Origin of the sequence: Ensifer sp. ENS10 (assembly GCF_014852025.1) — a bacterium.
Classification (GTDB): Bacteria; Pseudomonadota; Alphaproteobacteria; order Rhizobiales; family Rhizobiaceae; genus Ensifer.
In genome coordinates, this window is sequence record NZ_JACVAS010000002.1 from 255890 (window position 1) to 282335 (window position 26446).

At 62.0% G+C, this 26446-nt stretch carries 23 protein-coding genes; 7 read left to right on the plus strand and 16 right to left on the minus strand.

What is annotated here, in order from left to right:
- Positions 1-31 precede the first annotated feature (31 nt).
- The 8 genes from IB265_RS08165 to IB265_RS08200 form a co-directional block, all read right to left on the minus strand.
- Positions 32-793, minus strand: coding sequence for an ABC transporter permease (locus tag IB265_RS08165; protein WP_057248824.1), 762 nt, complete (start codon positions 791-793; stop codon positions 32-34).
- Positions 790-1716 carry an ABC transporter ATP-binding protein gene (locus IB265_RS08170; protein WP_057248823.1) on the minus strand — a complete coding sequence of 309 codons (927 nt, stop codon included), beginning with the start codon at positions 1714-1716 and terminating at the stop codon, positions 790-792. Before IB265_RS08170 ends, IB265_RS08165 begins: the two co-directional genes overlap by 4 nt.
- A gap of 105 nt (positions 1717-1821) precedes the next feature.
- Positions 1822-2304 carry a YeeE/YedE family protein gene (locus tag IB265_RS08175; protein ID WP_057248822.1) on the minus strand — a complete coding sequence of 161 codons (483 nt, stop codon included), beginning with the start codon at positions 2302-2304 and terminating at the stop codon, positions 1822-1824.
- Positions 2301-2708: a YeeE/YedE family protein gene (locus IB265_RS08180; RefSeq protein ID WP_057248821.1), complete on the minus strand. Its 408-nt coding sequence runs from the start codon at positions 2706-2708 to the stop codon at positions 2301-2303. Before IB265_RS08180 ends, IB265_RS08175 begins: the two co-directional genes overlap by 4 nt.
- Positions 2705-3037, minus strand: coding sequence for a metalloregulator ArsR/SmtB family transcription factor (locus tag IB265_RS08185; RefSeq protein ID WP_057248820.1), 333 nt, complete (start codon positions 3035-3037; stop codon positions 2705-2707). The genes IB265_RS08180 and IB265_RS08185 overlap by 4 nt, the downstream gene beginning before the upstream one ends.
- A gap of 635 nt (positions 3038-3672) precedes the next feature.
- On the minus strand, positions 3673-4929 hold the full coding sequence (locus tag IB265_RS08190) for an extensin family protein (RefSeq protein WP_057248819.1): 1257 nt from the start codon (positions 4927-4929) through the stop codon (positions 3673-3675).
- 320 nt (positions 4930-5249) lie between these two features.
- A complete protein-coding gene (locus IB265_RS08195; RefSeq protein ID WP_057248818.1) occupies positions 5250-5801 on the minus strand; it encodes a Kazal-type serine protease inhibitor domain-containing protein in 552 nt (183 codons plus the stop codon).
- A gap of 268 nt (positions 5802-6069) precedes the next feature.
- Complete coding sequence (locus IB265_RS08200) at positions 6070-7884, minus strand: methyl-accepting chemotaxis protein (RefSeq protein WP_057248817.1); 1815 nt, start codon at positions 7882-7884, stop codon at positions 6070-6072.
- 275 nt (positions 7885-8159) lie between these two features.
- Between IB265_RS08200 and IB265_RS08205 the strand changes: the two genes are divergently transcribed.
- The 3 genes from IB265_RS08205 (at position 8160) to IB265_RS08215 (ending at position 9926) form a co-directional block, all read left to right on the plus strand.
- Positions 8160-8552, plus strand: coding sequence for an acyl-CoA thioesterase (locus IB265_RS08205; RefSeq protein WP_057248816.1), 393 nt, complete (start codon positions 8160-8162; stop codon positions 8550-8552).
- A gap of 68 nt (positions 8553-8620) precedes the next feature.
- On the plus strand, positions 8621-9154 hold the full coding sequence (locus IB265_RS08210) for a hypothetical protein (RefSeq protein WP_210334465.1): 534 nt from the start codon (positions 8621-8623) through the stop codon (positions 9152-9154).
- A 136-nt stretch (positions 9155-9290) separates the two neighbouring features.
- Entirely contained in the window at positions 9291-9926 is a 636-nt protein-coding gene (locus IB265_RS08215; RefSeq protein ID WP_057248814.1) for a TerC family protein, read from the plus strand.
- Between the two features lie 104 nt (positions 9927-10030).
- Here the strand turns inward: IB265_RS08215 and IB265_RS08220 are convergent, their stop codons facing one another.
- Positions 10031-10384 (minus strand): DMT family protein, encoded by a 354-nt coding sequence (locus IB265_RS08220; protein ID WP_057248813.1) that lies wholly within the window; start codon positions 10382-10384, stop codon positions 10031-10033.
- A 485-nt stretch (positions 10385-10869) separates the two neighbouring features.
- Between IB265_RS08220 and IB265_RS08225 the strand changes: the two genes are divergently transcribed.
- On the plus strand, positions 10870-11313 hold the full coding sequence (locus tag IB265_RS08225; RefSeq protein WP_057248812.1) for a TIGR02594 family protein: 444 nt from the start codon (positions 10870-10872) through the stop codon (positions 11311-11313).
- Between the two features lie 218 nt (positions 11314-11531).
- Here IB265_RS08225 and IB265_RS08230 read toward each other — a convergent pair whose 3' ends face one another.
- Both IB265_RS08230 and IB265_RS08235 read right to left on the minus strand, forming a co-directional pair.
- Complete coding sequence (locus tag IB265_RS08230; RefSeq protein WP_057248811.1) at positions 11532-12047, minus strand: GNAT family N-acetyltransferase; 516 nt, start codon at positions 12045-12047, stop codon at positions 11532-11534.
- 100 nt (positions 12048-12147) lie between these two features.
- Positions 12148-12885 carry an aspartate/glutamate racemase family protein gene (locus IB265_RS08235; RefSeq protein WP_309140265.1) on the minus strand — a complete coding sequence of 246 codons (738 nt, stop codon included), beginning with the start codon at positions 12883-12885 and terminating at the stop codon, positions 12148-12150.
- Between the two features lie 148 nt (positions 12886-13033).
- On the opposite strand from IB265_RS08235, the gene IB265_RS08240 reads away from it, so the two are divergent.
- Together IB265_RS08240 and IB265_RS08245 are read left to right on the plus strand one after the other, a co-directional pair.
- Positions 13034-14788: an adenylate/guanylate cyclase domain-containing protein gene (locus tag IB265_RS08240; protein WP_057248810.1), complete on the plus strand. Its 1755-nt coding sequence runs from the start codon at positions 13034-13036 to the stop codon at positions 14786-14788.
- Positions 14789-14794: 6 nt separating this feature from the next.
- Positions 14795-16966 (plus strand): CHASE2 domain-containing protein, encoded by a 2172-nt coding sequence (locus tag IB265_RS08245; RefSeq protein WP_192494748.1) that lies wholly within the window; start codon positions 14795-14797, stop codon positions 16964-16966.
- A gap of 202 nt (positions 16967-17168) precedes the next feature.
- Here the strand turns inward: IB265_RS08245 and IB265_RS08250 are convergent, their stop codons facing one another.
- Complete coding sequence (locus tag IB265_RS08250) at positions 17169-18185, minus strand: FecR domain-containing protein (protein ID WP_058324038.1); 1017 nt, start codon at positions 18183-18185, stop codon at positions 17169-17171.
- 183 nt (positions 18186-18368) lie between these two features.
- The gene (locus IB265_RS08255; protein WP_058324037.1) at positions 18369-19343 is read right to left on the minus strand and encodes a FecR domain-containing protein; all 975 of its coding nucleotides are present in this window, start codon (positions 19341-19343) and stop codon (positions 18369-18371) included.
- A gap of 320 nt (positions 19344-19663) precedes the next feature.
- On the opposite strand from IB265_RS08255, the gene uvrB reads away from it, so the two are divergent.
- Positions 19664-22606, plus strand: coding sequence for an excinuclease ABC subunit UvrB (gene uvrB / locus IB265_RS08260; protein ID WP_113737670.1), 2943 nt, complete (start codon positions 19664-19666; stop codon positions 22604-22606).
- 177 nt (positions 22607-22783) lie between these two features.
- Here the strand turns inward: uvrB and IB265_RS08265 are convergent, their stop codons facing one another.
- From IB265_RS08265 to IB265_RS08275, 3 genes are all read right to left on the minus strand, one after another.
- Positions 22784-24355: an ATP-binding protein gene (locus IB265_RS08265; RefSeq protein ID WP_192494749.1), complete on the minus strand. Its 1572-nt coding sequence runs from the start codon at positions 24353-24355 to the stop codon at positions 22784-22786.
- A complete protein-coding gene (locus IB265_RS36610; protein WP_162261327.1) occupies positions 24276-24986 on the minus strand; it encodes an SIR2 family protein in 711 nt (236 codons plus the stop codon). Before IB265_RS36610 ends, IB265_RS08265 begins: the two co-directional genes overlap by 80 nt.
- Positions 24987-25223: 237 nt before the next feature.
- A protein-coding gene (locus IB265_RS08275; protein WP_192494750.1) for an IS3 family transposase occupies positions 25224-26431 on the minus strand; the annotation gives its coding sequence in 2 pieces (ribosomal slippage) (positions 25224-26108 and positions 26111-26431; 1206 coding nt in all).
- Between the last annotated feature and the right edge of the window lie 15 nt (positions 26432-26446).

The window sequence follows — 26446 nt, forward strand, 5'->3', positions numbered from 1 at the left end:
GCGTCAGAACAAACCGCAGCGGCGCCTGCCGTCAGTTTCTGAGCCGGTAGCCGGTGCGGAAGATCCAGGCGAGGATCGACATGCAGGCCGTCAGGAAGGCGAGGATGATCACGGCGCTGAAGATCGGGTTGACGTCGGAAACCTCGAAGAAGCTCCAGCGGAAACCGCTGATCAGATAGAGCACCGGATTGAAGTGACTGACCGCCTGCCAGAAGGGTGGCAGCATCTTCACCGAATAGAAGCTGCCGCCGAGGAAGACGAGCGGCGGGATCACCAGCATCGGGATCAGGTTCAGCTGCTCGAAGTCCTTGGCCCAGATGCCGATAATGAAGCCGAACAGGCTGAAGGAAATGGCCGTCAACACGAAGAAGAACACCATCACGAACGGATGCGCGATCGTCAGGTCGACGAACAGCGAGGCCGTCAAGAGGATGATCGTCCCGATCATCAGCCCCTTGGTCGCCGCCGCGCCGACATAGCCGAGCACGATCTCGACCATCGACACCGGCGAGGACAGAACCTCGTAGATCGTGCCGGTGAATTTCGGGAAATAGATGCCGAAGGAGCCGTTGCCGATGCATTGCGTCAAGAGCGTCAGCATCATCAGGCCGGGCGTGATGAAGGCGCCGTAGGAAACGCCGTCGATCTCCTGGATGCGCCCGCCGATCGCAGCGCCGAAGACGATGAAATAGAGCGAGGTCGAGATAACGGGCGACACCACGCTCTGCAGCAGGGTGCGCCGGGTACGGGCCATCTCGAAGAAATAGATCGACTTGATCGCTTCGATATTCATCGCCCTGCCCCCACAATTTCGACGAAGATGTCTTCCAGCGAGCTCTGCCGCGTGGAAATGTCCTTGAGCCGGATACCGGCTTCGGCGAGGGCCGCCAGCAGAGTGGTAATGCCGGTGCGTTCAGCGCTCGTGTCGTAATCGTAGATCAGACAGTGCCCATCGCCCTCGAGCGTCAGATTGTAGCTCGACAGCGTTTCGGGAACGCCATCCAGTGGATTGGCGAGATCGACGCGCAACTGCTTGCGCCCGAGCTTCGACATCAGTGCCGCCTTGTCTTCGACCAGCAGGATCTTGCCGCCGTTGATGACGCCGATGCGGTCGGCGATTTCTTCCGCTTCTTCAATGTAATGCGTCGTCAGGATGATGGTGACGCCGGAAGCGCGCAGCCGCTCGACGACCTCCCACATGCTCTTGCGCAGATTGACGTCGACGCCGGCTGTCGGTTCGTCGAGGAAGAGGACCCTCGGTTCGTGCGACAGCGCCTTGGCGATCAGCACGCGCCGTTTCATGCCGCCGGAGAGTTCGCGCAGCATGTTGTCCTTCTTGTCCCAGAGCGACAGGTCCTTCAGCACCTTCTCGATATGGGCGGGGTTCGGCTTCTTGCCGTGCAGGCCGCGGGAGAAGGAGACCGTGTTCCACACGGTTTCGAAGGCGTCGGTGGTCAGTTCCTGGGGTACGAGCCCGATCATCGCGCGCGTCTCGCGAAACTCGCGCACCACGTCATTGCCGCCAACCGTCACCGTTCCGCCGCTCGGATTGACGATGCCGCAGATGATCGAGATCAGCGTCGTCTTGCCGGCGCCGTTCGGCCCGAGCAGCGCCAGGATCTCGCCTTCCTCGATATCCAGGCTGACGCCCTTCAGCGCCTGAAAGCCGGAGGCATAGGTCTTCGACAGATTGGAAACGGAAACGATAGGCGCCATGAAGCAGATCCGGATGCGGGGGGCAAAGTCGGCAGGTTTCGCCTATATGGGACAATTGATTGCGATTTGCAGCCTACCGGATGGAAAAAACAAGGTGACGCTTTGTCAATGCGGCTGCGACAGGCGAGCTGCCGTCCCCGCGCCGCCGCCCATTTGCGAAGGTTTGCGCGCCACCAGCCGGTCATGGATGAGCATGCCCGCAACCATCGCCGCGACGAAAAGGAACGTCGGCGGCAAACCGAGCGACAGCGAAGCGAGCGCCGGGCCCGGGCAAAGCCCCACCAGCCCCCAGCCGATGCCGAAGATTGCCGCGCCGACAATCAGTCGCCTGTCGATGACCTGATTGTCCGGCAAATGGAAGGTTTCGTCGAACAAAGGATGCTTGAGCCGGCGCGTCAGCAGGACACCGAGCGCGGAAACAAAGACGGCGCCGCCGAGCACGAAGGCAAGGCTCGGGTTCCAGTTGCCGGTGATATCCAGAAACGCCCGCACGCGTGCCGGATCGAGCATGCCGGACAGCGAAAGACCAAAACCGAACACGAGGCCGGAGACGAGCGTCGCCGCGAGGCGAAAGAAGGCTCCGTTCATGCAAGCAAGCCCATGACAAAGACCGTGACGATCGCCGCGGTCATGAAGGTCGCAACCGCCGCAATCGAACGTCGCGACAGCCTTGCAAGACCGACGACGCCGTGGCCGCTGGTGCAGCCGGAGCCCATGCGGGACCCGAAGCCGACCAGCAGCCCGCCAGCCATCAGAAGCGGCCAAGAGGTTGTGACCGTCACCACCGGCCAGGCGCCGACGACGAGGCGAAAAAGCAGCGGCCCCGCCATCAGTCCCAAAACAAACAACATGCCGGTAGGAACCTGCGCGCCCTGCAGCAGACGTCCGACGATACCGCTGATCCCGGCCACCCGGCCATTGGCCACCATCAGGATCGCTGCCGAAAGGCCAATCAACAGCCCACCCGCCAGCGCATTCTCGTATTCATTCATGTTTTGGAACCATCCCGACAGAAGATCTGATAGAGCGCGCCAACCAGACGCGCCACCTTGTCGTGACTAAGCCGATAGAACACTTGCTTGGCCTGCCGACGGGTCGAGACAATGCCGGCATCACGCAACACCGTCAATTGCTGCGAGAGGGTCGGCTGGCGAATGCTCAGGCTCTCTTCGAGTGCCGCCACCGAGTGCTCACCCTCCAGCAAAGCACTCACGATCAACAGACGATTTCGATTGGCGAGAGTTCTCAGTATTTTCGAAACTTCGGCAGCGTGCACGGCCATATCCGTGCGCACCCCCGGAAATTGCATAACAGTTCCCATAACTTCCTCCTGTCGTTGCCCTAGGAGTGAGTGGAGCCCCAATGCTTGCTGCGGTTTACCGACTACTATCCGTGATTGTTATACGAAGTAATATATTATCGTATTACTTATTAATAAACCAGACGAAACAAGACAGCGCGATCAGCCCTAGCCCCCCTGGCCTGTCCGTTGACTGTCAAATCATATAGAAAATTCAGATCGTTACAACGAGACCGCAACAGGGATGAAAACGCCATATTTGGGGCAACCGCCCGGACTATCTCAGGCAGCGGTAAAACTTCTGGTATAGTGATCTCAAATACGAGCCTGCGACGACACTTCGGGCCCCCGGCCCGAACGCCCGAAACTGCATTTCGGCGGAGGGTAAACGCCGGCGCAAATGCAGGCATCATCCGTTATCCGGCGAAAGATCTGCGAATGAATCGTCGCCAATCCCGTTCCCTCGTCACGAAACGGTGATGGTCTTCGAGCAATTTGCTCGCGCGGCGCGATATCGCCCTTTTGATTCGCGCTCGTGATTTGCACGCCGGAGCCTCCCCCTTTTGCTCCGGTTGTTGGGCCGGCCTCCCCGCCGGCCTCTTTTTTTGCCGCATGCCATTTTCGCAGCCGCCAGCAGGAAGGTCCCGCACACCACGTCAGTCGCAGTGACGGTAGCCGGTCTTGCGGGTTCTCAGATCGAAGTGGAAATGGTCCTTGTGGAACGGGTCGCTGCCCGGCCCGAGCACGGTGTTGAAATATTTGCAGCTATCGGAGCGCACAGCCTTCAGGAGGCCGCGTTCGCGGAACGCGAAGAAGCCCTTCTTGCGGACATCGATTTCCTTGCCGTTCTTCAAGACGAACTTGCCGACATCGATGGCGTTCCCGTGCGCATGTTCGGACATCGGATTGCCGCGGCGGGAATTCATCGTGCGGCAGGAATAGCCGCCGAGCGGCTTGATCGTCTTGACGCCCGACCAGTAGCGGTAGCGGGACGACGGCGCGAGTTCGTACTTCACCCACTTGGCGAAGGCTTCCGTCACCTCGCAATTGAGCTTGACCGCCGGCTTCACGCCAATACCGCCGGAGAGACCGCTGAGCTCGATCGGGTAGTCGATGCCGCAGGACGGCCCGTTGCTGATGCGCGGAATATCACGGAACACCACGCCGAGTTTCTTCAGGCGCTGGCGGCAGGCAATCTCGGAAGCCGGCATTTCGCCGGTGTAGTGGGGCGTCGACATCGGATTGCGCACGCGCGGCAGGAAGGCGACCTGCTCCGGCTCCTGGCTCCGCTGAATGGCGCGCTGCTCTTCCATGGCGCGTGCACGCTGCGCCTCTTCGGCCGCGGCCTTCTCGGGAGAAAGCGGCGGCAGGTCCGGATCGTAGCCAAGGTTCGCCTCGTCCGCTGGCGCAGCTCCGGACGCCCCGCCGAGCTGGCGCACATTGTCTTCGCCGATGCCGTCGACGACCGGCTGGCTGGCATTGCCCTCGGCGATCTCGTTGCTCTGCTCTTGCGCCAGGCCGACGACCGGCTGCTCGACGCCGAGCATGGCATCCATGTTGACGCCTTCATCGGGAATGGCCGTGGAACCTGCATTCGCCGGCTGCGCGCCGGAGGAAACCGCCTCGTCGCTATCGATCATCGGCAGCGAGCGCCGCGTTTGTTGAGGCGCCGCCTGCGCCGGTGCAACATAGTCCGGATTGCCGTTGCCCGTCGAAGCCGATGTTGCGGCGGGATAGGCCGCCACCTCGTCTTGCGGCACCGCGTCGACCGGCACGGGCCCGATCGAACCGACCCGGGAGCCGCCATCGATGCGGCCCGGCGGCGAAAGCGCGTCGTCGGTCGAACAGGCGACAAGCGATAGTGTCAGAACGAGTGCCGTCAGCGGGCGATGGAGACGAGTAACATACGCCATACCGGACTGCGCCTTCCTTCGGGCGGTCAGAAGACCACCACTCATCACCCCACCGCCCCCGCAACGGCGTACCCAGAGGCACGCAAGGATCGCTGCAGCACTTCGAATTGCTGCCTTTCGCCTGTGTCGCAAACCGGGCACAGCTGTCGAAAGACCTGATTTCGGGGGCATTTTATTCAAATACGGTAAACGAAGCCTTGCGTCCGATACCCGCGATCAAGGGTGCGGATGCTTGCCGTTCCGACTGACCGCCGATAGCAAGAAGCCCGCGTCTTCGTCAGACGCGGGCTTCAAGTTTTCAGCTACGGATCCGCTGGATATCAGCGGCACTCGCCGCGATGCACGACTCGGAAGCCAGCACCGCCAGCCTCGCAGGCGTTCGAGAAGGTTTGCACGCGGCCGCCGCGCTGGCCGCAGACCGGCGCGAATTCGCGGGTGCAGAACTGGCCTTCGGAGGGACGGTCATCGTCGCGACGGCATTCGCCGCGGCCGATCACCTGGAAGCCCTCCGAGCGCGCCTGGCAGGCGTTCGAGAAGGTCTGCGTGCGCCGTCCGCGCTGGCCGCACACCGGATTGTACTCCATGGTGCAGGCCTGCGGTTCGCGATCCGGCGGGCGATAGTCCGGACGGCATTCGCCACGGTGGATCACATTGAAACCGTCGGCCCTTGCCTGGCAGGAATTAGGGAAGGTGCGCATGCGATTGCCACGCTCGCCGCACACGGGCGCATATTCCATCGTGCAGACCGGCGGGCGGGTCGGCCTCGGCCCCGGACGAGGCTCGTCGACGACCACCGTACAGGCCGAGAGGAAGCCGAGCGCCAGCATCAGCACGGCGATCGGGCGCGTCAGAAGAAGTTTGAGAAGTGCCATGGATGTCCCCTCTAAAGCGGCGGTCAGCAACCGGAGCGACGCCCCGTCGAACACCTCCCGCATCTCGCGTATCTATCCGCAGCTATCGTAAGGTCAAGACTGTGCGGCCTGCTTTGCACGGCAATCACGGACGCAGGTTGCGGGGGCACTGCCCGGATCACGGAACGATGTGGAGCTCGATTGCAGCCGCGCGACATTTCTTCTTGTCAGCGCACAAGGCCCGCGTGGTATCGCCACGCGGGCCTTGTGCGATTCCAGACTATAGCGATCAGGCGGCGCGGCCGTAAGCCGAATGCGATGCCGAGGACTGCAGCCGGAACTTCGTCAGCAACGACTTCAGTTCCCGGCTCTCGGCAGCCAGCGTCTGGCTTGCGGCAGTCGTTTCCTCGACCATCGCGGCGTTCTGCTGGGTCATCTGGTCCATGCTGTTGACGGCGACATTGACCTCCTGCAAGCCGGTCGCCTGCTCGCGTGCGGCGGTCGCGATCGAGGCCACCTGCTCGTTGACCCGATTGACCAGCGTCTCGATCTCCGTCAGCGCTTCGCCGGTCGACCGGACCAGCTGAACACCGGCACCGACCTCGCGCACCGAGGCGCCGATCAGTTCCTTGATCTCCTTGGCGGCACCCGCCGAGCGCTGCGCCAACTCACGCACCTCCTGCGCGACGACGGCAAAGCCACGGCCGGCCTCACCGGCGCGCGCTGCCTCGACGCCGGCATTGAGCGCCAGCAGGTTCGTCTGGAAGGCGATCTCGTCGATCACCCCGATGATCTGGCCGATCCGGCCGGACGAGCCTTCGATCCGCCCCATGGCGTCGATGGCATTGCGCACGATGCCGCCGGACTTGGCAGCGCTCGCCTTGGTCTCGTTGACCATGTCGCGCGCCTCGTTCGCCCGCTCGGAAGCGTGGCGGACCGTCGAGGTGATCTCGTCAAGTGCTGCCGCCGTCTCTTCGAGGGCCGCTGCCTGCTGCTCCGTCCGGCGCGAGAGATTGTTCGCCGCTTCCGAAATGTCGCCGGCACTGGCAGTGACGATCTCGGTCGAGTGCGAGATGGAGCCGATGACATCGCGAAGCGCCGCGACGGCCGTGTTGAAGTCCTCTCTCAGCTTGCCGTATTCCGGCGCGATATGGCCGATCTCGGCGGTCAGGTCGCCGCTTGCCAAGAGCTCGAGCGCGGCACCGACGGTCTCCATCGCATCCGCTTGCGCTTCCGCCGTTGCCCGCTGGCGCTGCTCGTTGCCGCGCCGCTCGGAACTCAGCCGCTCCTGCTGCTCGGCCTCGCGTGAACGCAGTTCCAGCCGTTCGCGAACGGAATCGCGCAGCACCACCAGCACCTTGGCCATCTGGCCGATCTCGTCGCCGCGGTCCGTCTCCGGCACCTCGGACGAAAGATCCTCATCGGCGATCGCCCGCATCGACGCCTTCAGCTTCTCGACCGGCTTGACGACGCTGCGCACGATCGCAAGCGCCGCCATCAGAATGGCGAGTGCGGCGGCGGCGAGGATGCCGGCGACCTGCCAGGCGCGCTCACGGAACATCGCCGCTAGGTCGTCGGCATAGACGCCGGTACCGACCACCCAGCCCCAGGGCTTGAAGCCGGCAACGTGCGAATATTTCAGCACCGGCGCGTCAGCGCCCGGCTTCGGCCAATAATAGTCGACGAAGCCCTGGCCGCTCTTTTCGACAGTCTTTACGAACTCGACGAAGAGGTGCTTGCCGTTGGGATCCTTGTTTTCAGTGAGGTCTTTGCCGTCCAACTCGGGCTTGATCGGATGCATCACCATGGTCGGATGCATGTCGTTGACCCAGAAATAGCCGTTGCCCTGGTAGCGCATCGCCTTGATTGCCTCGAGCGCGCGCTTCTGCGCCTCCTCACGCGAAAGCGTGCCGGCCACCTCCTGCTTGTGATAGGCGTCGAACACCGCGATCGCGTTCTCGTCCATTGCCGCGAGCATCGCCTTGCGCTCGCCGACGAGCTTGTCCTGCGCCTGAAACAGACCGAATGTCAGCGCTGCTGCCATGGTCAAAAGCGCAAATGCCACCAGCGCGTAGAGACGCGCCGAGATCCTGAATTTCTTCATTGCCAATCCCCTGCCCCTTCGGCGCCCCCGGCGCCGCCCCGTCGCAACCTGGCCGCCGCCGGCATGGCCGGCCGCACTCCAAGAGCCTGCAGGTTAGGTAGAGGTCTTTGCAAAGCCCCTAACAACCGATCCCTAAATTTGACATTTCTGAAGAACCCCTTCGAAAGTCTAAGGTGGCGGCACGGCGGGATGCTGCCCGCATTTGTGCGGCGGCGGGCCTTCCCTCGGCAAGCGCGGTCGGGTTACATCTTTCATCCAACAGGGAGACAGGCCGCATGACCGAACAGACCAAACCGACCGGCGAGCTGACCTTGCGCACGCTCGCCATGCCCGGCGACGCCAATGCGGCCGGCGATATCTTCGGCGGCTGGGTGATGGCACAGATGGACCTTTCCTGCGGTATCCGTGCGGCCGAGCGCGCTCGCGGCCGTGTGGTTACCGCGGCAGTCAAGGAGATGGCCTTCGCGCTTCCGGTCAAGATCGGCGACACGCTCTGCATCTATACCGATGTCGTCAAGGTCGGCCGCACCTCGATGACGCTCAAGGTCGAGGCCTGGGCCCAGCGCTATCTCTCTTCGCATCGCATGGAAAAAGTGACGGATGCGATCTTCGTCATGGTCGCGCTCGACGAAAACGGCAAGCCCAAGCCGGTGCCGGCGGAGGAATAGGAGCGGCGGCCGTGGATCAGGTTCCGACCAACCCGGAAATCTTCCCGCATATCCGCACCGTCATGGGCATGGTCGTCAGCCTGAGCCTGGCGAGACTGCTCAGCGGACTGGCGCTTTTCGTGCAGCACCCCGGCAAGACGCGCGTCTACTGGATCCACCTCGGCTGGGTCCTGTTCATGTTCGTCTTCCTCGTGCATTTCTGGTGGTGGGAGTTCCACCTGCATTCGCTGGCCGTGATCGACGTCAGTGTCTACCTGTTCGTCATCCTCTATTGCTGCGTCTTCTTCTTCCTCTGCGTGATGCTGTTCCCGACGACGCTCGAGGACTATAGCGACTACGAACACTATTTCATGTCGCGCCGTGCCTGGTTCTTCGGTTTCCTCGCGCTTGCCTTTGCCGTCGACCTCGTCGACACCGCGCTGAAGGGCAAGCAGTATTTTGCCTCCTACGGTCTCGAATACCCCGCTCGCAACACCGCCTATATCCTCTTCTGTATCGCCGCCGCCTGGACGGCGAATCGGCGCTTCCATGCCGCCTTCGTTGTCGCTGCGGTCGCCTATCAGCTTCTCTGGATGTATCGGGCCTTCGACCTGCTGGATTGAGACCGTCGATCGGATCGTCTGCGGAGGTTTTCCGCCTGGGGGTGCACCTCGCCCCTTGATCCCGAGGCGAGGCGATGCTTTATCCGTTAGACATATTTGAATCTCGCATCATGGCACGTCGGGGGACTGTCGCATCATGGAAATCTTTACCGCCGCCGGTCTGGCAGCGCTTCTGCAAGTCATCGTCATCGACCTCGTTCTCGCCGGCGACAACGCCGTCGTCATCGGCCTTGCCGCGGCCGGGCTGCCGACGGAGCAGCGCAAGAAGGTCATCCTCGTCGGCATCATCGCGGCAACCGTGCTGCGCATCGCGCTCGCCAGCGTCACGGTCCAGCTCCTGGAAATCATCGGCCTTTTGCTCGCCGGTGGCATTTTGCTGCTGTGGGTCTGCTGGAAGATGTGGCGCGAAATCCGCGAGCAGCAGGCAGCGCACGCGGCAGGCGAAAGCGGCGCTGGCAGCAACGCGCCCCAGAAAACCTTCATGCAGGCGGCCATCCAGATCGTCATCGCCGACATCTCGATGTCGCTCGACAACGTGCTGGCCGTCGCAGGCGCCGCCCGCGAACATCCGACGATCCTGGTTATCGGCCTTGCGCTTTCGATTGCGATGATGGGCGTGGCAGCCGGTTTCATCGCCCGGCTGCTCAACCGTTATCACTGGATCGCCTATATCGGCCTCGCAATCATCCTCTATGTCGCGCTCGACATGATCTATCGCGGCTGGGTCGAGGTCTGGCCGCACGTCGCGCCGGCCGTGGCAGCCATGGTCTGACGCCAGCGCGACGCGCTGCAGACCGTTAACAATGCAAAAGGCAGGGCTTGGGCCCTGCCTTTTTGTTTGCAGCGGTCTTAACCGCTACAGCGGCCGGACGCCTGTTAGCCCTTGAAGATGAACGAGGCGCCTAAGGCGATCAGGGCGAAACCGACCAGATGGTTCCAGCCGATCGACTCCTTCAGCCAGAAAACTGAGAAGGCGGCAAAGACCAGAAGCGTGATCACCTCCTGCATCGTCTTCAGCTGTGCGGCGGAATAGACCTGATGGCCGATGCGGTTGGCCGGCACCGCCAGGCAATATTCGAAGAAGGCAATGCCCCAGCTTGCCACGATCGCCATGTAGAGCGGTGACGACGTGTATTTCAGATGCCCATACCAGGCGAAGGTCATGAAGACGTTGGAAAACAGGAGCAGAAGAATCGGCCAGAGATAGGCCGGAGAGAGAGTGAAGGACATAGAGAACCTCGGGGCGCGAATCATGCTCCGACGATGCCCCGCAGCCCCGTCCGGGCGCAAGTCCTGCCGGCCTTCCATTGGCTCAAGTGACGCCTCGGAGCGAGCCGATACGGGATTTTCTGCAGGTCAGGGTGTCGAATCGACGACGAACCGGCATTTTTTCCGTCATTTAGCAAGTCATGCCCCAATATTTTACGGGTTTTGCCACAATTTTGTACTGGCGCATGAGCAATGTCGCTCGACTGTCCGACGGGACAGGCAGGGGAATACCACACTTCGAAACGGCGGTTGCCGTGAAGTTGGCTCCGCGCCTTGCGCGCGGTTCGCCGACACGCCGATGCTGCGTATCAGACGCTGGGCACGCGCATGTCCGCTGAAATTTCCCATGGGAACATTGGAAACAGTTGAGCAACCGGGTGCCATGCCGGCGATCGCCAGGCCGCCCCGACCGTTCGCACCCAGCAACTTGTCAAGGAGACCTGACCATGAAGGTCCTGGCGTTTCTTGCGGCTGCCTATGTCGCGCTCCTATCGCCATCTCTTGCCAGCGCGGGCATGCTTGCCCAGGCGCAGCAATACAAAGGCCTGCACGAGGTGAAGAACAACAAGACCCTTCGCGCAGCGCTCGGCATCAACCCGGCACGTACCCCCTGGTGCGGCCATTTCATGGGCATGGTTGCCCGCAAGTCCGGCCGCAGTCCACCGCAGAGCTTCGGCTTCGCCCGCTCGTGGCTTCGGTTCGGTGCACCGGTGAAGCTCGCCTATGCGCGCGCCGGCGATATTGTCGTCGTGCGCACCGGTCGTGGCTACCACGTCGGCATCCTGTCCGCGATGTCGAAGTCGACGGCCCAGTTGATCGGCGGCAATCAGTCCGGCGGCGTCAGGGTCTCGCAGTTCGCCCGGGGCCAGGTCGTCGGCGTCCGGCGCTAGAGCATCCCGCTTCAAGTGGAATCACTTGAAGCGGAAAGATGCTCTAGAAACAATGTGCTAGAGCGACCCTAGTGCGTTCATCTGAACGCACGGCGCTCTGGAGCGGCAAGCCAAGGGCGAGGAACCACTTCGCACCAGGCCTTGCGCCGGAGGGCCTAAAGCCCAACCCGGACCAGAGATCAGCATCGCCGCATCGGGCGGATCGCTGACGCGCGTCCTCACACAAGCGTCAGGCGCATTGCACAGCGCCGCTCTGGCGGAATGCCGTGAGCGCCCTCGTTTGCAAGGATCTGCGCGAGACGCGCGTCGAGTTCGTCCCCGGCAAGCGTAGCGAAGCCGAGTGTGCGGTAGAAGTGCTCGTTCCATTTGAGATCGCGGAACGTCGTCAGCGTTACCGCGGCAAGCGAACGGGCGCGCGCATGCGCGATCGCAGCCAGCATCATGGCGCGCCCAAGCCCCCGGCCCTGGCTTTCCTCCAACACGGCAAGCTGCCAGATGTGCAGCGCGCCCTCTGCGCTCGCGGCACAAAGGAAGCCGAGCGGTCGATCCTGCTCGTCGACGGCCACCAGGGACAGGCCGGTGCGCAGGAAGTCGACATGAGCTTCCGCGGACTGGACATCGTCGTCGGCAATCCAGGCCAGGTCGGGGATGGTGCGAAAAAGCGCGCCGGAGGAGCGCTCTATGTCGGGCAGCAAAGCTGTATCGTCTTCACGTGTGGGTCGAATCAGGGTCATAGTGACCGCATCCTACAGCGCAGGCCGTCATAGGGGATGCGCGAAGTTCGCTGCCGCCCTTCAAAATCCCGAGAATCATTAGCCGGATAACGGAATATCGCTAGTCGGCGATCATATTCATGGCCTGCTCAAGCCCGGCCGCCGGACTCGACAGCGGCCGCGGTCCGTTGCGGACATGATCGGCGGCGCCAGCCATGGACGCCTGGGCCAGCGCAACGATGGAGGCTCCATCCCCATAGGCCGCTTCTGCCGCCCGGGCGATCGCAGCAAGGTAGCCGTCACGGCTTCCCGCCTTGAACAGCGCCCACGCACCCTCGACCAGACGAACCTCGAGGACAGCGCCGGAACGGCGCGCCGCGTCGGCAAAAAGCGCCGTAGTGGGTGCGACCGTCGTTTCCACCGCGCAAAGCACTACCAGCTTGCCGCCGGTCGCGGCCGCCTTCTCCGCCAGCGCCGCATCGACGCGCAGGATCGGGACGGCAGTGCCCAACCCGGCCCTCACAACGCTCGGCCCGAGCGTCGAGCAGGTGAGCAGCACGGCGTCGGCCTTCGCCGCCAGCGCCGAGAGAACCGCCGCTGTCTGCTGCGTGATGTCCTCGGTCAGGCCGCCCGCTTCCTCCGCCGCGCGCAGCAGATCGGCGCGGACCGTATGGCGCAAGTTCGCGGAGGAAAGTCCGAGTTCGCGCGCAGCATTCTCGAAAACGGCGACGTTGCTGTCGGCCGTATGCAGGCAGGAGATGATCAATTGGCGGCCCTTGGATGGCGAACGCCTGACGGCGCGGTTCTGACTTTGCGAAACTTGCACAATCGTCGCACGCCGGGAAGCGTCGCCGGACACAATCTGTCGTAGAGGCCACGCGAACCGTCTATTTGCGCCTCCGGCCCAGCAATGGACACAAATCGGGGCAATTTATGCTTCTCGACTTTTCTAATTTAAGTTACGCTTATTTTCCTTCTGACCAGATGCCGCGGGAGGGGCTGCCCTCTTGGAACGGAAGCTCGCCGTGATCCTTGCTGCCGATGTCGCTGGCTACAGTCGCCTTGTCGCGATTGACGAGGAAGGTGCGCTCGCAACACTTGCCACCTATTGTGCAACGATTTCAAGCCTTGTGACCGAGCATGGCGGGCGCATCTTCGGCGCCGCTGGCGATAGCCTTGTCGCGGAATTCCAGAGTGCAGTGCAGGCGGTTCGGGCAGCGGTCGCCATCCAGCGGACCCTGCAGCGGAGAAACGCCGACCTCGCGCCGGAGCGGCGCATGGAGTTCCGCATCGGCCTCAATCTCGGCGACGTCGTGGTCGACGGCGGCAACCTGCTCGGCGACGGCGTGAATGTGGCGGCGCGGCTGCAGCAGGTGGCGAAACCGGCCGACATCTGCATCTCCGGTGCGTTGCACGACCAGATCGTCGGCAAGCTGGAGTTTCCCATGCACCGGCTTGGCGATCGCGCGCTCAAGAACATGCCGCGCCCGGTGCCGGTGCACCGCGTCGACTGGCATGAGGACCCGGTGAGGCCGGATCTGCCCGGCATGCCGCTTGCCCTGCCCGACAAGCCGTCGATCGCCGTTCTGCCCTTCGTCAACATGTCCGGCGACCCCGAACAGGACTTCTTCGCCGACGGTCTGACCGAGGACATCATCACGGCGTTGTCGCTCTACCGCTGGTTCTTCGTCATCGCCCGCAACTCCTCTTTCGCCTACAAGGGCCGCGCCGTCGACGTCAAACAGATCGGCCGCGATCTCGGCGTGCGCTACATCGTCGAGGGCAGCGTGCGCCGCTCAGGCTCGCGCGTGCGCGTCACCGGACAGTTGATCGAGGCGGAAACCGGCATCCATCTCTGGGCGCAGCGCTACGAGCGCGAATTCGCCGACATTTTCGCCATCCAGGATGAGATCACCCAACATGTGGTCGCGGCGATCGAGCCGGAGATCCTGATTGGCGAAAACCGCCGGGCGCTGCTACGCGGCAGCGACAATCTCGACGCCTACGAATGCCACATGCGCGGCACGCTGCTGCATAATGCGCAGGACTCCGCCGCGCACTTCGACGACGCGATCGAGTGGCAACGCCGCGCGATCGCCCTCGACCCCGAATTCGGCCGCGCGCACATGATGCTGGCCCGCTCGCTGTTTGCCCGCTGCTATTTCGGCTTCAGCGACGACATTGACCGGGATAGCGCGGAGTTGGCGGCGGAGGCTGCGCGCGCCGTCGTGATCGAGGATCACGATCCCTATTGCCACTATGTCATGTGCCTCGCCAATTTCGCTGCCCGGCGGCCGCATGCCGCGGTCCAGGAAGCGCAACAGGCGATCGATCTCAACCCCAATTTTGCGCTCGCTCACATGGCGCTCGGTTGGGCGCGCATCTATATCGGCCGTTTCGCCGAGGCATTGGACCCGCTGCACAAGGCGCTGAGGCTGAGCCCGCACGATCCGCTGACCTACCTCTTCTTCAACCGCATCGCTCTCGCCCACTACCACCTCGGCAATTACGAGGAAGCGCTGCGTCACGCCGAACGGGCGCTGCTCCTGCGCCGCACCTATTTCAACCTGGTCATTCTGCTCGCCTGCCTTGGCCAGCTCGACCGCAACGAGGAAGCCCGCAGGATCGTTCCCGAGGCCGTCGCCAACGCGCCTGTCGATTTACCGCGCTACTGGCGCTTCTTCACCGGCTATGTCGACCCTGCCGACCACGCACATTTCAAAGACGGGCTCGTCAAGGCGGGCCTGCCCATCGTCCCGTAGGCCGCCATGACACGAGCCCAGCTGTTCGGCGTTCTCATCGGCCTCACAGTGGTGGCGTTCTTCACGGTCCTGCGCGCAAACGATCCGCAGCTTCTGAGGCAGGCGCGCGACGTCACCTTCGACGAATACCAGCGGATCGCGCCGCGCGGCTTCGAGACCATGCCGGTCAAGGTGATCGATATCGACGAGGCGTCGCTGCGTGAATTCGGCCAATGGCCCTGGCCGCGCGACCGCCTGGCGAATTTGACCAACCGGCTGACCGAGATGGGCGCGGCAGCGATTGCCTTCGACGTGCTCTTTGCCGAGCCCGACCGCCTGTCGCCGCGCACGGTCGTGCGCGACGTCGGCGGCGTCGATCCATCCTTCGTCGCAACCCTGCCCGATAATGACGAGATCTTTGCCCAGGCGATCCAAGACAAGCCGGTCGTGCTCGGTTTCGGCCTCACCAACGACGGCAGTTACCTGCCGTCGGTCAAGGCGGGCTTTGCCTTCACCGGCGAAACCGCTGCCGAGGCGCCGCCGCGCCTGCACGCCGCAACGCCGCTACGGCCCCAGCTCGAAGCCAACGCCGCCGGGCTCGGCCATATCAGCCTCAATCCCGGCTCCTCCTCCGCGGTGGTGCGGGCCGCACCGCTGTTCCTCAGCGACGGGCAGCAGTTCTACCCGAGCCTCGCCCTGGAGGCGCTGCGCGTGGCGCAGGGCGCCTCGACCTATGTGCTCGCCGCAGCACCCAACGTCGCCAACACGCTCACCGCCGTCAAGATCGGCGACTTCGTCGTGCCGCTCACCTCGACCGGCGAACTCTGGCTCTACGTCACGCCGGACACGACGGAGCGCTACATTTCCGCCCGGCGGGTTCTCACGGACGAAGCCTCCTCTCCGGACGTTCGCGCCGCGATCGAAGGCAGCATCGTCTTCATCGGCACGTCGGCTGCCGGACTGCAGGACGTGCGCACCACCGCGCTCGGGCAGAACGTGCCCGGCGTCTCCATCCATGCCCAGATCGTCGAGCAGATCCTCTCCGGCCGCTATCTGTCGCGTCCAGACTGGGCCGACGGGCTCGAAATCCTCTCGATCGCACTGGCCGGCACGCTGCTCGTGCTGTTGACCACTTTCGTCAGCCCCGTGGTGGCGCTGGTCTGCGGCCTCGCGGTCACGGTGTTGGGGCTCACAGCCTCCTGGCTCGCCTTCTACTATGGCGGGCTGCTCGTCGATCCGCTGGCGCCGATCCTCGCCGCCTCGATCACCCATTTCTCCGCCACCGCCTATCGCTTCCTGGTGACGGATCGCGAACGACGCGAGGTCCGCCAGGCTTTTGGGCGCTATCTCTCGCCATCGCTGCTCTATCGCATCGAGCACACGCGCAATGCGCTGAGCCTTGGCGGCGACGACCGCGAGCTGACGGTGATGTTCGTCGACGTGCGCAGCTTCACCGAGATGAGCGAGCGCATGACGCCGACCGAGGTCGTCGCCTTCCTCAACACGCTGCTCGACGCGCTGAGCCGCCATGTGCTCGCCAATGAGGGCACGCTCGACAAGTTCATCGGCGATTCCATCATGGCCTTCTGGAACGCCCCGGTCGATGTGGTCAACCATCCGCAAAAGGCACTTCGCGCCGCGCTCGGCATGCGCGAGACCCTGGCCCGGCTGAATGCCGAAGACGCCTTCGGTTTCGGCTCCGGCCATGAGGTGCGCATCGGCATCGGCATCCATACCGGGCTCGCCTGCGTCGGCAACATGGGTGCCGAAACCCGCTTCAACTATTCGGCGGTCGGCGACACCGTCAACATCGCGGCCCGCATCGAAGCGGCCTGCAAGGACGTCAACTTCGACGTGCTCGTGTCGGAAGCAACGGCTGAGGCATTGCCGAATTGCGCGCTGCTGGATGCGGGAAGCCTGGGCCTCAAGGGAAAGACGACGCGAACCCGGCTTTTCGCGGTCGCCGGAGACGAGAACCTCGCCGCCTCGCCCGCCTTCGCGGAATTGCGGCTGCTGCATGACCGGCTCGTCTCGGTGCTACGCACGCGCGCGACCTCGAGCCGCAGCATCATCAACGCAGCGAAGCTGAAGTCTGCCGCCCTGGCACCGGGCCTGGTCGGCTTCTACGCCCGGATGTCGCGCCGATCGGAGCATTTCGCCGAAACGCCGGTCGAAGACGCCAAGCGCCCGGCGGAGTGAAACGTGCCGGACCTCAGCCGCAGACGACCGCCCGGCACATCGCCTCGACCTGGGCTCTCGGATCGTTCGCAAAGCTTTGATTTGTCGTTGGTTTAGCGCCGGCCCGCTTGTGCCTAGCGACAGGTCGTTGCCGACGCATCGTGAACGCTGCGCCGAAAGCGTTGGCAAACGACAGGCCGTCAGCGGCGCACACGGTCGGCGCTCAATTCTGGCTTTGGGTCTGGCTCTGGCTTTGGCTCTGTTCCTGGCGCTGCGTTCCACCGCCCTGTTGCGACTGTTCCTGCCGCTGTTCCTGTTCCTGGCGTTGGCTGCCCTGGCCCTGCCCTTGTTCCTGCTCCTGCCGCTGGGACTGTTCCTGCCGTTGGCTACCCTGTCCTTGTCCCTGTTCCTGGCGCTGCTCCTGCCGCTGCCGCTGGCTCTGTCCGCTCTGCTGCTGCCGCTGCCTTTGTTCCTGGCGCTGCGTCCTGGGTATCAGCGGTATTGGTTGACGCTGCTCGACGGCGGGGGGTTGCACAGTTTGCGGTTGGCGTTCGAGATCCTCCTGGAACACCGCCGCAAGGCTGCAGCCCCCCCCCGCCCAGCCCAGCGCTCCGGACAGTCGTTGCCCACCGGAGAGGAAAGGAAGGGCTTGCGCATTGCCTAGTGATTTCAATGTATTGCGACTGACTCTTCTCGGATCGCTGATGCCGCCGCCAGGCTTGGCGACGACGCAGTCGCAACGCTGCGTCAATTGCCGGCAGCCGCCGGCGCCACAGAAGCTTGCGGCGCCGCTGAGCAGCACGACGGCGGTGGTGCCGTCGCGGCCGACATAAAAATCGAAGGCGGTGCCGCGAACGCCGATCGTGCCGGCCGGCGTGACGATTTGATAGGCGGAGTGCCCGGACTTGCCGCTGATCCAGCGGAACGTGCCCTTCGCGGCCATGATCGTCAGTTTCTTCACCGACTTGGCATCGTCATAGACGAACTTGTCGATGACCACCGACGAGCCCCAGCCGACCGCAAGCTTGGTGCCATCCTGGAAGACGAACTGGCCGAGACCGGACTTCGATGTCGAAATCCGTTCGTCCTTGTAGACCGGGTCCTTGACCGCGATCGGACCGCGTGCGCCGCTGACTGACGTGCGAATCTGCACCGCCTGGCCGACAGGTTCGGCGGCGATGGTCGGACTGAATGTCACGGCACAAAACGCGATGAGTGCGGCACCACGCAAGCAGAACATGGCACCCTCCAAAGTGCTATTGTTATCACGTCACAGGGATTTATGTCTTGTCGCCCAATCGGGGTAACGCCATGCCGCAACCGTAAGAGTTAGGCGGTCATGGCCGCTCGCCCAGTCGTGGCCATTGGAGGCAATCGGCGGCGTGCGCGGAAGGTACCGAGCGTCAGGCGGCCTGCCGGTTCGTCAGTCATTGTGATGACTGCGCCCCTTCTGATGCCCCTTGTTCTGATGGTCGTTGGCATGTTCGAGCACATCCTTGTGGTTGGCATCCTCGCCGCGGATATCCGGATGTTTCATCTCCCAGTGGCGATTGCGGTAGCCTTCTTCCTGCACAGGCTTCTGAGGTTTTTCCTCCGGCTTCTGAGGTTTCTCCTCCGGCTTGTGCGGCCTCTCCTCGGGCTTCGGTTTTTCCTCGGGAGGCCTTTCTTCGACGGCGGGGGGTTGCACAGTTCGCGGTTGGCGTTCGAGATCCTCCTGGAACACCGCCGCAAGGCTGCAGCCGCCCCCCGCCCAGCCCAGCGCTCCGGACAGTCGTTGCCCACCGGAGAGGAAAGGAAGGGCTTGCGCATTGCCTAGTGATTTCAATGTATTGCGACTGACTCTTCTCGGATCGCTGATGCCGCCGCCAGGCTTGGCGACGACGCAGTCGCAACGCTGCGTCAATTGCCGGCAGCCGCCGGCGCCACAGAAGCTTGCGGCGCCGCTGAGCAGCACGACGGCGGTGGTGCCGTCGCGGCCGACATAAAAATCGAAGGCGGTGCCGCGAACGCCGATCGTGCCGGCCGGCGTGACGATTTCATAGGCGGAGTGCCCGGACTTGCCGCTGATCCAGCGGAACGTGCCCTTCGCGGCCATGATCGTCAGTTTCTTCACCGACTTGGCATCATCGTAGACGAATTTGTCGATGACCACGGACGAACCCCAGCCGACCGCAAGCTTGGTGCCATCCTGGAAGACGAACTGGCCGAGACCGGACTTCGATGTCGAAATCCGTTCGTCCTTGTAGACCGGGTCCTTGACCGCGATCGGACCGCGTGCGCCGCTGACTGACGTGCGAATCTGCACCGCCTGACCGACAGGTTCGGCAGCGCTGACAGGAAGCGGTTGGCAAAACGCAGCACAAATCGAGATGAGTGCGGCGCCACGCAAGTAGAACATGGCACCCTCCAAAGTGTTATTGTTACCACGCTGCAGGGATTTATGTCTTGTCGCCCAATTGGAGTAACGTAACGGCACATCGCAACCGTAAGAGTTATATCAACGAGCCAGTCCGGCTCGTCGCGGTTGAGGCAAGCGTGACCCGGCCGTCGGCCCGAGTGGTGGCGCTGCCACTCGTTCGGCGCCCAGTCGTCCGCAAATTCAACGCCACGCCCCTGCCGTTTCGCGTGCAAAGTTGTCGCCGAAGCACTGCGAAATGTTGCCTTTTTGTACTCACTCGCCCCTTTTCTTTCGACCGGACTCTCGCCATATTCCCCGCCATGACCAAAGCTCCGAAGAATGCCCCGCCGAAGCCCTCCACGCCGTCCGGTTTCGAAGAAGCGCCGCAGGCGCCCTTGTCCGGCACCCCGCTCAGCGGCAACGTCTCGGATTGGGTGAAGCAGCTCGAGGCGGATGCGGAAGCCTCCGCTTTCGAAACCCAGCGTCAGATCGCCTCCAAGGCCGGCAAGCACCGCAAGACGGTAGAGATCGCCGCCTCCAAGGCGGCGCGCAAGGCCGCGGGCGCGGATGACGAAGCACAGCCGAAGAAGGCCGGGAAGAAGAGCAAGGTCGAGATCGTCGGCAGCAAGTCCGCGCGCGGCACGTCGATGGGCGGCTCGACCGATCCGAAGACCCGCGCCGCCGCCGGCCTCAACCCGGTCGCGGGCCTCGACGTGTCGCTGGAGGATGCCGACAGGCTGACGGCCAAATCCGGCGTCACCGCCACGGTGGAAGCGCTGTCGGCGCTGATCGAAAGCGGCAACCCGCTGTTCAAGGACGGCAAGCTCTGGACGCCGCACCGGCCTGCCCGGCCGCCGAAATCCGAAGGCGGCGTCGAGATCCAGATGGTCTCCGATTACGAGCCGGCCGGCGACCAGCCGACGGCGATCGCCGATCTGGTCGAGGGCCTGACCTCCGGCGAGCGCAGCCAGGTGCTGCTCGGCGTCACCGGTTCCGGCAAGACCTTCACCATGGCCAAGGTAATCGAGGCGACGCAACGTCCCGCCGTCATCCTCGCGCCCAACAAGACGCTGGCCGCGCAGCTCTATTCCGAGTTCAAGAACTTCTTTCCCAACAACGCGGTCGAGTACTTCGTCTCCTACTACGACTACTACCAGCCGGAAGCCTACGTGCCGCGCTCGGATACCTTCATCGAGAAGGAATCCTCGATCAACGAGCAGATCGACCGCATGCGCCACTCGGCCACCCGCTCGCTGCTGGAGCGCGACGACTGCATCATCGTCGCGTCTGTCTCGTGCATCTACGGTATCGGCTCGGTCGAGACCTATACCGCCATGACCTTCCAGATGAGCGTCGGCGACCGGCTCGACCAGCGGCAACTGCTCGCCGACCTGGTGGCGCAGCAGTACAAGCGCCGCGACATGGATTTCCAGCGCGGCTCTTTTCGCGTGCGCGGGGATACCATCGAGATTTTTCCGGCCCACTTGGAGGATGCCGCCTGGCGCATCTCCATGTTCGGCGACGAGATCGACGCGATCACCGAGTTCGACCCGCTGACCGGCCAGAAGACCGGCGACCTGAAGTCGGTGAAAATCTACGCCAACTCGCACTATGTCACCCCGCGCCCGACGCTGAACGGCGCCATCAAGGCGATCAAGGAAGAGCTGGTGCACCGGCTCGCCGAGCTGGAAAAGGGCGGCCGCCTGCTCGAAGCCCAGCGGCTGGAGCAGCGCACCCGCTACGACATCGAGATGCTGGAAGCGACCGGCTCCTGCGCCGGCATCGAGAACTATTCGCGCTACCTCACCGGCCGCAACCCCGGCGAGCCGCCGCCGACGCTGTTCGAATATATCCCCGACAACGCGCTGCTGTTCATCGACGAGAGCCACGTCTCCGTCAGCCAGATCGGCGGCATGTATCGCGGCGACTTCCGCCGCAAGGCGACACTGGCCGAATACGGCTTCCGCCTGCCCTCGTGCATGGACAACCGTCCGTTGCGCTTCGAGGAATGGGACGCGATGCGCCCGGACACGATCGCCGTTTCGGCGACGCCCGGTAGCTGGGAACTGGAACAATCCGGCGGCGTCTTTGCCGAACAGGTCATCCGCCCGACCGGCCTGATCGACCCGCCGGTGGAAGTGCGCTCGGCGAAAACCCAGGTCGACGACGTCTTGGGCGAAATCCGCGAGACCGCCGCCGCCGGCTACCGCACGCTCGTCACCGTGCTCACCAAGCGCATGGCCGAAGACCTCACCGAATACCTGCACGAACAGGGCATTCGCGTGCGCTACATGCACTCCGACATCGACACGCTGGAACGCATCGAGATCATCCGCGACCTGCGCCTCGGCGCTTTCGACGTGCTCGTCGGCATCAACCTGTTGCGCGAGGGCCTCGACATTCCCGAATGCGGCTTCGTCGCCATTCTCGATGCCGACAAGGAAGGCTTCCTGCGCTCCGAGACCTCGCTGGTGCAGACCATCGGCCGCGCTGCCCGTAACGTCGACGGCAAGGTCATCCTCTATGCCGACCAGATCACCGGCTCGATGCAGCGCGCCATGGACGAGACCAGCCGCCGCCGCGAAAAGCAGATGGCCTACAACGAGGCCAACGGCATCACGCCGGAATCGGTAAAGGCGAAGATCTCCGACATCCTCGACTCGGTCTACGAGAAGGACCACGTCCGCGCCGACATCTCCGGCGTCGCCGGCAAGGGCTTCGCCGACGGCGGCCACCTCGTCGGCAACAACCTGCAGGCCCACCTTAACGCGCTGGAAAAACAGATGCGCGACGCCGCCGCCGACCTCGACTTCGAAAAGGCCGCCCGCCTCCGCGACGAGATCAAACGCCTCAAGGCCGCCGAACTGGCCGCCTTGGACGACCCGATGGCGCGGGAAGAGGCAAGGTCGCAGGAAGGGGGCAAGCGGTCCGGCTCCTCGACGTCATCCTCGTCCTCGGGTTCAACCCGAGGATCGAGCCGAGGATCCAAGACCACGGACGAAAAGTCTCTCTTCCAGAAGCCCGACCTCGACGACATGGGCCGCGACGTCGCGACACCCGCCGGCTCGGACAAATCGCTATTCCGCCGGAACACCCTCGACGAAATGACTGTCGGCCGCACCGAAAAGCCGGTGATCGGCCATGTCCCGGATAAACCGATCCTCACCCGGGCGAAACCGGGCGTCGGGTCCTATGAGGATCCGGTGGACGAGAAGCGGCAGAAGGGCCGGACGAAGGGCAAGACGGGACGGCCGGGGCGGTAGGCAAATCAGGAAAGACAACGACTCGGTGCCCGCGCTCGGAAGACGGCAAACTGCCAAGCAAGGGCGAGCCCAGTGCGTTGTGGGGAGATGTCTCGCAGGATAGAGAGGGAGAAGCCCTCCTCCTCCGGCAAGACACCCCCTCTGCTCAGAAGATAGTCGGTCCGGGGCGGCTGCAAGCTAAATCAAAGCTCTAAGATTGCGCAAATTGTCCCCAACCTCATGATCCTTTGGGAAAAGTTTCTCTGCTTCGAGCAAAAGGTCGCGAACACGCTGCATCTGCGTGCTCGACATCACACCGCCGCGCTCTAGATACTCTCGCGCTCCGCGGAACATGGTAACATACGGGTGCACCGACTTCCGCGCCCAGCTTTTTTCAATCTTGATTGCGCGGTCTGAACAGTCAAAAGCTTCGTTGAATGCGCCTACTCTCGAGTACCCCGGGACAACCATCTGAATAAACAATATTTTACTTAGTGTGGTTAGTGGCAGCGGATGATTTTCGATGGACGCAGCATGTCTCGCGTTTTGGACTGCCGAGTCCAAGTATTCAGTCATTCCACGAACGCCTGAGCTATTGTGACGCGAAACATTCATGAGCGCCACCTGCTCCCAGTATCGCGAGTTCCACTGCCACGCTTTTTGGGTCGCCTCATAAAACGCAGGGGCCAAGTCTCCCAGTATGCCGTCGACCACAGAGTCAAAATCGAATAAGCGGCTCGCCAATCGTGCTTCAGAACTGCGCTGTTTAATCGCTTTTCGGTTTACGCGTGGTGCAAGTGTACTTGCGAGCCTAGTAAAAATATCCAGAAGTCGGCGCGGATCGCGCTTCGACATATTGTCGAGAATACGCATCGCGATCGTAGAATTCTGCGGTACGACATGCGTATTCGTACGACGGTCATAATATGACAAAGGCAGTGCATGCTCTTTGCTAAGCTGCTCTCTGTATCCCTGGGATCCGAGAATACTAGAGAGAATCTCGTGACGAACGCCACCGCCGAAACAATGCTGAGAAAGGGCCGCTATCAGATATCTGTTTTGATCAACTTCGTTGCATTCCTCCATCAAGTCGAAGGCAATTCTGTCGAGCGGCCTGAAGTCGTTGAGGACCCTGCAACATACAACCGCCATCGGATCATCAGCGGCTGATTTTATAAAGCCGTTTAGATCTCTGATTGCACGTGACGTTCCGACAATGCCTAACTCTGTATACCGCTCAACTATAGCCTCAACATCGACCGCACGCATCTTTAGCGCCGCAGCGCGATGATAAGGGACGCCGGACAAGCTCTGAAATAAGTATCTATTTCTGTACCCTCTCTCTGAAGCAAGAACGACTAGATCTTTTTTCCGAGTTTTTGATACAATTTCAGCAAACGGGGACACTTGGTCTGCAAAATTATCAACAACTATTAAGAGTGGACCTTCTATACCGTCAACAATGCTTAATGTCTTATCATACTCCAACCGACTCAATGCAGAGCACACCAGGGTGTGAATTCCTCTTCTAGATATCTCAAAAGCAACTCTTCTGACGACAGTTGTCTTTCCGGTGCCAGGCTCATCTGTCAGAATAATAATTCTGCTCTCTTCTACTGTATTATTTAGCAGATTTTCGACATCATTAATAATGGAGGATGTTATCGAGCGACTGACATCAAACCCAGATTCAAAATCCGACCATTCTGGAGCGTGCCCGTAGAAGAACCTCGACGCGGATTCCTGGGGCCTTTGGCTCGACGGAACCAACTCGAAATCGGAATAGAATGCCAGAGCTTCTGCACCAGTTATCTTTTCGGGAAGAATATTTCTGGATTCCGTTAGTGAGAAACTGCGAGAGAACAGTCATCCAAGGACTGTTCTCTTTCATTACTTGTATGTATTCGTCCCGTGCAAAGACGTAACCTTTCGAAGCGTGCGTCACAGAGCCATGTAGCTTGACCAGAAGCAAATCGGAAAGAACCCGCTCATCGTTGTAGTCGTCGCGAAAATGTGCTGTCACAAGTTTCTGCTTCGCACCTTTTAATCGATAAGCTGCCTCCAACGCGTCATCGATATTCCAAGTAAATGCTCGGCGCCAAACGAACGTTGAGAGAGTCGATAGCGTCGCGCCTGCGGTGCATCCAGAGAACCTTTTTGTAATGTATTGATCAACTTCGGATTCACTGAGAAGTGCGAAAACTTTTTGAAGAGATTTGTTCTTCGAAACACCCTTCAAATCACATAATTCGTCGCGAAGAGTGGTTCCAGACGGCAGCTTCCCGATACTATTTTCGGAATCAAGGCTAACACCGGCACCCAATAGCAAATTATACTGACCTGCCTTAAGGGACGACACAAATGCATCATGTTGCTCATTGCTAATTTTGACAAACGACACCGCAAAAACCTCCACCCAATTCCGACTGTAAATTGTCAAATCTATCAGGTACACTACCGATTACGGCGTGCATATAAAGATTGAATTGCCGAAAAATACAACTCTACACGGCCACGATCCCCACCCTTGCCGCCTCCCCCATTCCTCGCTACAACCACAGCATGATCAAAACCGCGCTCATCGCTGCCATCTATTATGCGACGTCCCCTGGAGTTGCCCCCAAAAGACCGGACGTGCTCAGGTTTGAGATTGCGAGCTGATGAACTCGCGGGGTGATTGATATCCTAATGCCTTATGCGGGTGAAGATCGTTGTAATGATCGAACCAGAAGGGCAGTTGTGCGATGACGGTTTCGGCATCCGGAGTTGGGTTTACCGAGACGTAATCGCGCTTGAATGTTTTGACAAAGGCCTCCGCCATCCCGTTCGACTGCGGGCTGCGCACCGGCGTCGAGCGCGGCTCCATGCCGATGTCGCGGAGCAAGGATTTGGTGTCCTTGGCGATGAAGCAGGAGCCGTTGTCTGTGAGCCATTCGATAGGCTGCGGCAACATGTTGATGCGGCCAAAGCGGTTCTCGACAGCCGTGATCACGAGGTCCTGCACATCCTGGCTCTTGATGCCTTCCGTGGTGGCGATATGGGCGATTGCCTCCCGGTCGCAGCAATCGAGAGCGAAGGCAACACGGACCTTCTCCTTGTTGTCACAGCCGATCTCGAAGCCATCGGAGCACCATCTGGTGTTCGAGCGGGCGACGGCGACCTGGCCGTCGTGAAGACGATCATCGACGGCTCCGGTATGTCGCACGAGCAGCAGATGGTGCAGCTTCATGACCCGGTAGACGCGCTTTGCATTGGGCCATGACTTGCCCTGTTTTCGGGCATTCCTGCGCAGGATGGCATGGACCCGGCGATAGCCGTAGGTGGGCATGTCGGCGATGACGGCCTTGATATCTTCCACCAGCTCCCGATCCGGGAGTGGCGGGCGTCCTCTGGCTCTGGAAGGGGAACCTGTGGCACGGGCAGCGATATTCGACCGGGCGACACCCAAAGTCTCGCAGACGGTCTTCATTTCAAAAAGTCCTTCGGAAGAGAGAGCGAACGCAACATCTGTTTTTTTGGGCCGGTGGCGATTTCGAGGGCTTCCTTGAGGATTTCGCCTTCCATTGTCTTCTTGCCCAACAGGCGCTGCAACTCCTTCACCTGGGCCTGAAGCGCCCGGTATTCGGAAGCCGGAACGACCTCCTCCTCGGCGGCCGTCGCCGTCAGCGCCCCTTGAGACGCCAGCTTGCGCCATGCGAACAACTGGTTCGGCTGAATGCCGTGCCGCCGGGCAACGATGCTCACCGTCGCGCCCGCCTCGTAGGTCTCTTGAATGATGGCCAGCTTCTCCGCCGTGCTCCAGCGCCGTCGCCGTTCCGGACCCGAAAGGACTTGGAGTTGCCCCATAAAAACCGGACAGGA